At 61.0% G+C, this 8,766-nt stretch carries 9 protein-coding genes and 2 pseudogenes; 4 read left to right on the top strand and 7 right to left on the bottom strand.

Going from position 1 to position 8,766, the window contains the following annotated elements; all coding sequences use genetic code 11:
* On the top strand, window positions 1-953 hold a 953-nt coding region (locus tag BLT73_RS17330), incomplete at its 5' end, for a CFI-box-CTERM domain-containing protein (RefSeq protein WP_218132537.1).
* Between the two features lie 141 nt (window positions 954-1,094).
* Here BLT73_RS17330 and tnpC read toward each other — a convergent pair.
* The 4 genes and pseudogenes from tnpC to BLT73_RS12340 all read right to left on the bottom strand — a co-directional run bounded on the left by tnpC (window position 1,095) and on the right by BLT73_RS12340 (window position 4,249).
* A pseudogene (gene tnpC / locus BLT73_RS12355) lies at window positions 1,095-2,594 on the bottom strand (IS66 family transposase).
* Window positions 2,595-2,653: 59 nt separating this feature from the next.
* A complete protein-coding gene (gene tnpB, locus BLT73_RS12350; RefSeq protein WP_090524223.1) occupies window positions 2,654-3,001 on the bottom strand; it encodes an IS66 family insertion sequence element accessory protein TnpB in 348 nt (115 codons plus the stop codon).
* Window positions 2,998-3,390: an IS66-like element accessory protein TnpA gene (gene tnpA, locus BLT73_RS12345; RefSeq protein ID WP_090524222.1), complete on the bottom strand. Its 393-nt coding sequence runs from the start codon at window positions 3,388-3,390 to the stop codon at window positions 2,998-3,000. Before tnpA ends, tnpB begins: the two co-directional genes overlap by 4 nt.
* Window positions 3,391-3,439: 49 nt before the next feature.
* The gene (locus tag BLT73_RS12340; RefSeq protein ID WP_090524221.1) at window positions 3,440-4,249 is read right to left on the bottom strand and encodes a calcium-binding protein; all 810 of its coding nucleotides are present in this window, start codon (window positions 4,247-4,249) and stop codon (window positions 3,440-3,442) included.
* A 414-nt stretch (window positions 4,250-4,663) separates the two neighbouring features.
* On the opposite strand from BLT73_RS12340, the pseudogene BLT73_RS17835 reads away from it, so the two are divergent.
* The 3 genes and pseudogenes from BLT73_RS17835 to BLT73_RS17060 all read left to right on the top strand — a co-directional run.
* Window positions 4,664-4,729 (top strand): annotated as a pseudogene (locus tag BLT73_RS17835) (hypothetical protein); the annotation flags it as partial.
* Between the two features lie 315 nt (window positions 4,730-5,044).
* A complete protein-coding gene (locus BLT73_RS17640) occupies window positions 5,045-5,275 on the top strand; it encodes a hypothetical protein (RefSeq protein ID WP_090524218.1) in 231 nt (76 codons plus the stop codon).
* Between the two features lie 19 nt (window positions 5,276-5,294).
* A complete protein-coding gene (locus BLT73_RS17060; RefSeq protein ID WP_143025674.1) occupies window positions 5,295-5,996 on the top strand; it encodes a hypothetical protein in 702 nt (233 codons plus the stop codon).
* Window positions 5,997-6,184: 188 nt separating this feature from the next.
* Here BLT73_RS17060 and BLT73_RS12320 read toward each other — a convergent pair whose 3' ends face one another.
* From BLT73_RS12320 to BLT73_RS12310, 3 genes are all read right to left on the bottom strand, one after another.
* The gene (locus tag BLT73_RS12320; RefSeq protein WP_090524215.1) at window positions 6,185-6,592 is read right to left on the bottom strand and encodes a pyridoxamine 5'-phosphate oxidase family protein; all 408 of its coding nucleotides are present in this window, start codon (window positions 6,590-6,592) and stop codon (window positions 6,185-6,187) included.
* Between the two features lie 238 nt (window positions 6,593-6,830).
* Window positions 6,831-7,904 carry an ABC transporter ATP-binding protein gene (locus BLT73_RS12315; protein ID WP_090524213.1) on the bottom strand — a complete coding sequence of 358 codons (1,074 nt, stop codon included), beginning with the start codon at window positions 7,902-7,904 and terminating at the stop codon, window positions 6,831-6,833.
* A gap of 11 nt (window positions 7,905-7,915) precedes the next feature.
* The gene (locus BLT73_RS12310; protein WP_090524212.1) at window positions 7,916-8,755 is read right to left on the bottom strand and encodes a carbohydrate ABC transporter permease; all 840 of its coding nucleotides are present in this window, start codon (window positions 8,753-8,755) and stop codon (window positions 7,916-7,918) included.
* Window positions 8,756-8,766: the final 11 nt, after the last annotated feature.

Genomic DNA, 8,766 nt, shown 5'->3' with positions numbered 1-8,766 from the left:
CCTCGGTAAATCTCGTCTTCTTCATCAGAATCTCCTCATCGAGTCTGCCGAGAAAATTCTACTTCCGCATCCCCTTAACCATGGGGAGGATTACCCTTTACCCCAACATAATTTCGTTGGGCGGCGGCGCAGACACCATGGCTGCGACGCACAGCGGTCATCTCATAATACGCGACATGGATGCGAGTGACTTCTTGTTTCTAGGCGGAGCTTTTGCAGACCGCAACGAATTAGAGGCGGCGAGCAGGATCGCAGGAAAAGACCTCGTACTAGAGATGCCTGGTTCCGGTCAGATCACTATAGTGGGAGGTGCATCGCTGGCATCCTCTCTCGCCGGGCAGGTGATTGATTTAGCGGTTGCGGACCAGCTCGACCGAGCCAGCAACCCTAACGTCGCGAACGGCGACAAGACGCCGGAGATCAAGTCAAGCCTCGCTGGTCAGCAGCTGTCCGAGGCCGAAGAAGCACTGCAGACCGTCTACGGCGATTTAGGCGCGGCGTTGATACCCAAACTCAGAAGTGATGCAGCGCAAACTGTTGATAATACGGGCATCCGCGGAAATAAAAATCAGGGGGAGCAGATGCTAGCGAACCAGACCGATAGCTCTGCCTCAAAGAAGGGCCAACGAGAACGTCATGAAACCGACGAGGAAGACGAAGAGGATCTCTTCGCACCGTCTGATCGCTGGCCTTACAATGAACTTGACGACAATCCAGTGACAAACACCGGGTGCTTCATTGCGACGGCGGTATACGGAAATCCCTTTCACCCAGACGTAATGGAGTTGAGGAGGTTCAGGGAAAGGGTATTGCGCCGCTATCTGCTCGGACGCCTCTTCATCCATGCCTATAACATATTTGGTCCAATGATCGCGAAAATAACTTCAGAGCACCATGCGCATGCTAAAATTATCAGATTGCTGCTGACCTATTTCGTAAGGACAATGCGATAGGAGCAAGACATCCGATAAAGTTCATCATCAGAGTTTGATCAGACCTCGTCATCAGTGGATGTTCGCGCTGGCCTCCGCCCACGGAGTTTCAAATTCAATGCGAAGTCGAGTAGCTTAGCTTGTAAGCGTCCGGTCTGACCGCTACCGGTTCGATTTCCACGGCAGCAGATCATCGACCTTGTTGATCTTATAGTCCGGGATTTGGGCGATGGTGTCTGCAAGCCAGGCGAAGGGATCGGTGCCGTTGAGCTTGGCGGTCTCTATCAGGGTATAGGCGATGGCGGCGGCCTTGCCGCCGGCTTCAGACCCGACGAAGAGGTAATTCTTCCTGCCGAGGGCTATGGCGCGCATGCCGCGTTCGGCGACGTTGTTGTCCAGTTCCAGCATGCCGTTGTCGAGATAGGGTCGCAGGCGCTCCATCCGGGTCAGGGCGTATCGGATGGCGGCTGCAAGCGGGGATTTGCCTGATATTCTGGTCAGTTGCATAGCCAGCCAGACCTCGAGATCATCGAAGACCGGGGCAGCATGGGCCTTTCGCAGTTCGGTGCGGCGGTCTGGTGGTGATCCTCGGGCTTCTTTCTCGACGGCGTAGAGTTGGGCGATCCGGGTGATGGCTTCTTCGGCGATGGCTGAGCCCTGTGCGCGATGAATGTCGACGAACTTGCGCCGGATATGCGCCATGCAGGCGACTTCGCGGACAGCGCCTGATCGATACAGTTCCTCGAACCCGGCATAACCGTCGGCATGCATCTAACCTCGGTATCGGGCGAGATGATCCTTTGGATGCTGTCCATTGCGGTCGCCTGAGAACCGATACCAAGCAGCCGGTGGCGTATCGCTGCCCCATGGGCGTTCATCGCGGACATAGGTCCAGATCCGCGCTGCCCGGGTCTTGCCGGTGCCGGGTGCCAGCATGCGGACCGGGGTGTCGTCAGCAAAGATTGCATCGCCTGCCAACACATGGCGACCGATGGCATCGGCCAGGGGCTCCAGCAGGGCGGTGGTCTTGCCGACCCAATCGGCCAGCGTGGACCGGTCGAGATCGATGCCATCGCGGTCAAATATCTGGCTCTGACGGTAAAGCGGCAGGTGATCGGCATATTTGCTGACCAGCACATGGGCCAGCAGTCCCGGCCCTGGACGACCACGTTCTATCGGGCGCGAGGGCAGCGGCGATTGCGTGAAGCCTTCGCAGCAAGCGCAGGCAAAGCGCGGGCGCACGATGCGATTCACGATGAAGCGCCCTGGCACATATTCCAGTTCTTCGGTCACGTCCTCGCCGATCCGCCGCAGATGCCCGCCGCAATCGGCACAGGCGTCAGAACCCGGTGTCAGTTCCACTTCCATCCGGGGAATGTGATCCGGGATCGGTTTGCGCTTCGGCTTACCCTTTTCCTCGATATCCGGCAGCTTCATCCGGGCGGTCATTGCCGCGGCCGCGATCTCGCTGGTTTCCAGTGCCAGTTGCAGTTGCTCGACCGTCTCGGACGAGGCGCCAAACCGATGGGCCCGGTGCCCGGCCAACTGGTGCCGCAGCTTTTCGATCAGGACCGCCTGCGCCTTCACCTCATCCAGAAGCCGCGCCGTGAAGCTGCGCAGTTCTTCGGGGTCGTCGGGGATGGTCACGGGCTCGTCCAGCATGGGAAAAGCTTACCCTGCAAAGGGTTTTGTGGGAATCCCGCTCGTTCCGGATCGGCGGATTATCCCGCCATCAGCGGCTGCCAGCTGCGCTGCGGCGTCCGCCAGTCGATCCCTTCCAGCAGCATGGCAAGCTGCGCAGGCGTCAACGCCACCTTGCCCTCCTTCGCCGAGGGCCAGACGAACCGGCCCCGCTCCAGCCGCTTGGTGAACATGCACGCTCCCTGGCCGTCCCACCAGATGACCTTCACCAGATCGCCACGGCGACCACGGAACACAAACAGATGCCCGGCGAAGGGATCCTGCTGCAGCACCGCCTCGGCCTGCGCCGCCAAGGATGGAAACCCCTTTCGCATATCGGTCACGCCTGCCGCCAGCCAGACCCGCGTATTGGCCGGAACGAGGATCACACCGATAGCCCCCGGAGCAGCCGGGCAAGGGCATCGGGATCATAGCTGCCGCTGATCCGCATCCGGGGTCCGCCCGACAGTTCGATGTCGATCAGGTTCTGCGCAACACGGGTGGCCGGGGTAGGCTTCGCGTCAACGATCTCAACCGGCAGAAAGCGCGATCCTTCGGGCGAAGGCGGAACCGACGCCGCATCCGGCGCATAGCGGGGATCACGCAGCCATTTGAAGATCAGGTTCGCATTCACAGCGTAACGACGCGCCACCTGCGCAACCGAAACGCCCGGTGCGACTGTCTGCAGGCAGATCGACCGCTTCTCCTCGTCCGTCCAGAGCCGCCTCGTCCGACGCATAGCCAAAGCACCATAGTGTCCACTATCCTTGGTGGACACTAACCATCACTACCTGCGCGCGGCAGAGCGGTCAGGCCGGACGCTTACCTTAGCTTTGGAATTTTACCTCGAGAAGCGCAAGGTCGTAATCCTGAATATCTAGGAGGCGGACGATCGGCGTTCCACCAACTTCTATGATGGTGTGTCCTGATCCGTCGACTAAGGACGTCAGTTCCGCATTGGCGTGTGCCTCTGGATCGAGTGTGATCTGGATCCTGTCTTGCGATGCATCAAAGTTGCTGATCGTCGCGACGCCTTCTTCTGTACGATCCAAGATCAGGACATCATGTCCTGCACCGCCGTCTACATGGTCGAGCGCCCCGATGTGGATTTCATCATCGCCTGCGCCTCCTAACAGCGTGTCCGCGCCCGCACCACCAAAAATCGTGTCGTCGCCGGTGTCACCACTGACCGCGTCGTTCCCTGCGCCAGCGTTTATCCAGTCATCTCCTCCTCCTCCAAGCAAAACGTCATCCCCAACAGCTTCGCCGACTGGGTCGCCTTCGATGTAATCGGAAAATCCTGTTCCAATGATGGTATCGGCGAGGTTGGTTCCGATCAGCTCATCCCCACCTTGCGAGGCCGGAAGCGATGCATGGTCACCATTCGTCAAGATGCTGTCAGACGCCAACGATGAACCCGTGGTGACCCGGCCGGAGATCATATCTAAAAGTGTTCTGGCTTCTCCGTACTCTTCACCTTCTCCAGTTGAATTTTCTTGAAGAGAGTAACTCTCGCCTAGATCCGATTCACCGTCGGCCTGGTCGTGGATTACATTTTCGTCTTCGTCAGCGCCATCCAATAAGCATGCAACGGCCGAGAACACCATCGTTACGCCAAGCAATGTCAAAACACTCATCACACACCATAATTAGCCTTATCCCCTAGCCTGGTATGAGTAACACAATGTCAGTTGGCATGAGCTCATATTGTTGATGAGCGGTTAATTCTAGTCGACAGATGAACTGAACCGCGCCGGGTTTGCCGTAGAGTAAAACACTCACAGGATGGGCCCTTATGACAAAGTGACGATTCACCCCGGCCTATCCGGTTGAACTTCGCGAGCGGGGCGTTCGGCTGCCCGTGTTGTCGCGAAGCGCGATAGCAGGGAGATCGCCGATCATGAAACGCTCGAAGTCGTCGCCTCTCAGGGCGAACGTAGTTTCGGCGGCGGCGGGGTTATCGGATGTTGGCGATGACCTGCCTCCCGGAACTTCCCTCACTTTGATGTAGAGTCGATGCCGACACCGGCCGCTTCGATGAACACAAGGTCATTCTCGGCACTACCGCGCGCGGCGCGGCGCTGGATCTGTATCTGAACGGTTTCTCTGACGGAAGGGGCGAGGACCGCATCGGCAACATCACCGAGGTCAATGTCGCCACGCTCAAGAACTGGCTGGCCGAGGGCGATAAATCCAAGCCGGTCGGGAAACTGGCCCATCCCTTCCGCCGCACTGCGCTCGCTCCGGCCTCGTCGGCGCGAGAAACAGCGCGCAGCGTCATCGCGCGGGGCGAGACCACCGCCGGTTTCGAGCGCGACGGCACGAAATGGGAAGTCGGGGAAGGCAAGCCGCTCCTGGGGCTCATTACACCCAGCGGATCGCCTCGCATCAACGGTCGCAAGGGGCGCATCTACGTTCAGCCGCAAGGACAGATGGAGGTATTCGACTTTGCGGTCAGCGATTTCGCAGACGAGGCCGAACAGGCCCCGGAACGCAGAAAACGCAAGCAGGACTGGTCCGATATCGACGAATCCGGCGACGCCGATCCCGCAATGCCCGAGGGCTATCAGATCACCAGCGTCAGGCGGCTGACGAAGAAGGAGGCCGAGGCAGAAGGGCATGGCTGGCCCGCGATCAAGGCTGTCGTCATGCGTGGCCGATAAATCCGGCTGGGTCCGGCTGATGCAGAAGATCGTGGCGGACCTGTCAGAGGCCAAGGGCGACAGGGCCGCGATCCGCTTCCGCATGGGCGATGTGGAGATGGAGCTGTCCAAAGAGGTCTCGGAGCGGGTCCAGATCGTGTCGCTGGCGGCCGTAGCACCGGATGGTGCGCATCGTCAGCTGTGGTCGGACAGTTACGAGCCCGGCGCGCTGAGCGGTCGCACGACGCTGCTGCGTCAGCTCTTGCCCGCCACGCGCCGCGACGAGGCCGAACACGCCGCGCGCATCTATCGAGAGCGGCTGGCGCATCTGGAGACGCGCCGCAAGCGCGCGGAGCCAGGCGCGAACCAGATCCGCCGCCTGCTCCCGATCATAGGTCTGGCCGTATTCACCCGTGGCGTCGCAGGACCAATCCCACAGCCCGCCCGAGGTTATGGTGATCCGGCCGACCGGCCGACCGTCCTTCAAAACCGTCCAGCTGATGTTGCTCTCTTTGTGCAATGCCCATCTGTGCATGCGTTGGAACCTTCCAAGAACACGGGCGATTCGCAAGATCCTGACGATGCCGCTCACCGCGAAGCTCATGGGGTGACATGGGCGCGGCAGGTTATTAGAAATTTGGCGGAGCCGAGGCCGAAATCTGCATCGGATGCGGCGAACAGGCCGGACCACAAACTACTGCACAATTTACTGCACAAAATACAGCACACGCCGAGTTGGTGATTTGCGTTTCGTCCAGCAAATGAAGGGGATAGGCGGTTTATCTTCAACTTGAGCGAAGGACACCCTCTCCGCCATTCTCAGCAAACCACTGAACCGCCCGATTCGAGGCGTGACGTGCGGTCGAAATCCATGTCGTCGTGACCTGCGCAAAGCTGGCAGATCGTCATGCCACAGGCACGCCGCCAGTCCTACAACTCGATCACCCCGTCGCCGGGCTTGCCCCAGCATTCCGCGCGCTCGGCCACGACCTCGATCAGGGTCAGGCCGGGCGTGTCGAGCCCGTTCTCGAACCATTGGTCCAGATCCTTGGTCCAGTGTTTTTCAAACAGCGCCTTGTCATCGCGGTGCAGCGTCGCCTGGCCGCTCAGCGCGATCCAGGTGTCGCGGCCCTGAAAATTCAGCTCGGTCGCCGGGTCCTGCTCGATCTGGGCCACCTTGCGGGTGTCGCCATTGCTGAAGAACCAGTTGCTCCCGTCCCATTCGACCTGCGCATTGTTCGACATCGGGCGCGAGGTCATCCCGCCCTCGCCATTCAGCGTCGCCATGAAGCACAGATCCATGTCCCGCATGGCCTCGATGAGCGTGTTTCTGTCCATTTCCGTTCCTCCGATCCGGTCAAGCTTTACATTCTCGCGACGGGCCGCATCGCAGCTTGGGTTGTTCCGCCAGTCTGACCGATATGCACAGATCGGGGCCCGAGAGATTGCAGCGATACGTCAAGCGACTCCCGACCCTGTTCCTGTCTCGCTCAACTTCGCCAGGCGACGCTGGTTCCGTCAGAAGGCGTGTTTCGGGCGCGTGGACACGCCCAACCCCGCGCAGGATCGGCCTTGTTCAGGGCGCGCCGGTCCGGGGGATCGTCGTGCCGTCGGCGGCGAAAAGATGCAGCTTGTCGCGCTGGAAATGCAGATCCATCTCCGCGCCGGGCCGGACCGGCAGATGGCCGTGCGCCCGCACCATGATCCCGCGTTCGGACTCGGTGCGGACATAGATGTTCGTGTCCGAACCGAGATGTTCGACCATCTCGGCCTTCACGACCATGTCGCCCGCCTCGGGGGCCACCACATCGATATGCTCCGGCCTGACGCCGATCTCCACCGCCTCACCGGCGCTTCTGTCACCGGCAACGTCCAGCACTGCGCCGTCCGGCAGCCGCAGACCGCCTGCGCCGGGCCGGGCCGGCAGCACGTTCATCATCGGCGAGCCGATGAAGCGGGCCACGAATTTGTTGGCCGGGCGTTCATAAAGCTCCAGCGGCGAGCCGACCTGCTGGATCCGCCCCGCCTCCAGCACCACGATCCGGTCGGCCAGCGTCAGCGCCTCGACCTGGTCATGGGTGACATAGACCATGGTTGCGTTCAGCTTGCGGTGCATCCGCGCGATCTCCAGCCGCATCTCGACCCGCAGCGAGGCGTCCAGATTGGACAGCGGCTCGTCGAACAAGAAGGCGCGGGGTTCGCGGATGATCGCGCGACCCATGGCGACGCGCTGGCGCTGCCCGCCCGACAATTCGCGCGGGTAGCGCTCGATCAGCCGGTCGAGGCCGAGGGTCTGCGCCGCCTGCGCGACCTCTCGGGCGCGTTCCTCTTTGGGGGCGCGGGCGATTTCCTTCGAGAACCCCATATTCCGCCCAACGGTCATGTGCGGGTAGAGCGCGTAGGACTGGAACACCATGGCGATGTCGCGGTCGCGCGGGCGCAGCTCGTTCATGCGCTGCCCGTCAATGCTGAACTCGCCATCCGTGATCGGCTCCAGCCCCGCGATCATCCGCAGCAGGGTGGATTTCCCGCAGCCCGACGGACCCACCAGCACAATGAACTCGCCATCCCCGATGGACAGGTTGATGTCGCGCATCACCTCGACGTTTCCGTAGCTTTTGCTGACGTCTTTCAGGTCCAGCCTGGCCATGATCGCCCTCCTTATCCCTTGACCGCGCCCGAGGTCAGCCCCTGCACGAGATAGCGCTGAATGAAGATGAAGAAGAGGCAGCTCGGGATCAGCGCCAGCGTGCCCGCCGCCATCATCTGCCCCCAATCGACCGAGAATTTCGACACGAAGGTCAGCAGCCCGACCGGAAATGTCATGCTGTCATTGCGCGAGATCAGCATCAGCGCGAACAGCAGCTCTGACCAGGCGGCGGTGAAGACGAAGCCCAGCGTGGCGCCCAGCCCCGGCAGGGTCAGCGGAAACACCACCTTGCGCAGCGCCTGGAAGCGGGTGCAGCCATCCATCATCGCCGCCTCCTCCAGATCCTCGGGGATGCCGTCGAAGAAGGACTGCATCAGGAAGGTGGCGAAGGGGATGTTGAAGGCGGTGTAGACGACGATCAGGCTGACGAGCGAGTTGAGCAGGCCGAGCCCCGCCACGATCTTGTAGATCGGCGCGATGATCATCAGCAGCGGAAACATCTGGGTGACGAGCAGCAGCGCGATGATCGCCCGCTTGCCGGCAAAGCGGAACCGCGAGAAGCAATACCCCGCGGCCGCCGCGATCAGCGTGGTGCCCGCCGCCGCGCCGAGCGACACGATCAGGCTGTTGGTGAAATAGCCCAGGAAATCGCTTTGCAGCACGGCGGCAAAATTGTCGAAGGTCAGCGCCGAGGGCAGCATCCGCGTCCCCTCGGTATAGATCAGCGCATCCGGCGTCAGCGCGATCTTGATGAGCCAGTAGATCGGGAACAGCGCGAAGATCAGGTAGAATCCGATCGCGGCGTATTTTCCGGCGGTTCTGAGCGGCGAGCGGCGAACGATCATCGACATGGCAACGCGTC

Origin of the sequence: Paracoccus isoporae (genome assembly GCF_900101865.1) — a bacterium.
Taxonomy (GTDB): Bacteria; Pseudomonadota; Alphaproteobacteria; order Rhodobacterales; family Rhodobacteraceae; genus Paracoccus; species Paracoccus isoporae.
The sequence above is the reverse complement of the archived record's forward strand: the minus strand, read 5'-3'. Positions and strand labels throughout refer to the sequence as shown.

Excerpts from the sequence above, each read along its gene's own strand:
- BLT73_RS12340 (WP_090524221.1), bottom strand. The coding sequence starts at position 4,249 with ATGAGTGTTTTGACATTGCTTGGCGTAACGATGGTGTTCTCGGCCGTT.
- BLT73_RS17640 (WP_090524218.1), top strand. The coding sequence starts at position 5,045 with ATGGAGGTATTCGACTTTGCGGTCAGCGATTTCGCAGACGAGGCCGAA.
- BLT73_RS17060 (WP_143025674.1), top strand. The coding sequence starts at position 5,295 with ATGCAGAAGATCGTGGCGGACCTGTCAGAGGCCAAGGGCGACAGGGCC.
- BLT73_RS12320 (WP_090524215.1), bottom strand. The coding sequence starts at position 6,592 with ATGGACAGAAACACGCTCATCGAGGCCATGCGGGACATGGATCTGTGC.
- BLT73_RS12315 (WP_090524213.1), bottom strand. The coding sequence starts at position 7,904 with ATGGCCAGGCTGGACCTGAAAGACGTCAGCAAAAGCTACGGAAACGTC.
- BLT73_RS12310 (WP_090524212.1), bottom strand. The coding sequence starts at position 8,755 with ATGTCGATGATCGTTCGCCGCTCGCCGCTCAGAACCGCCGGAAAATAC.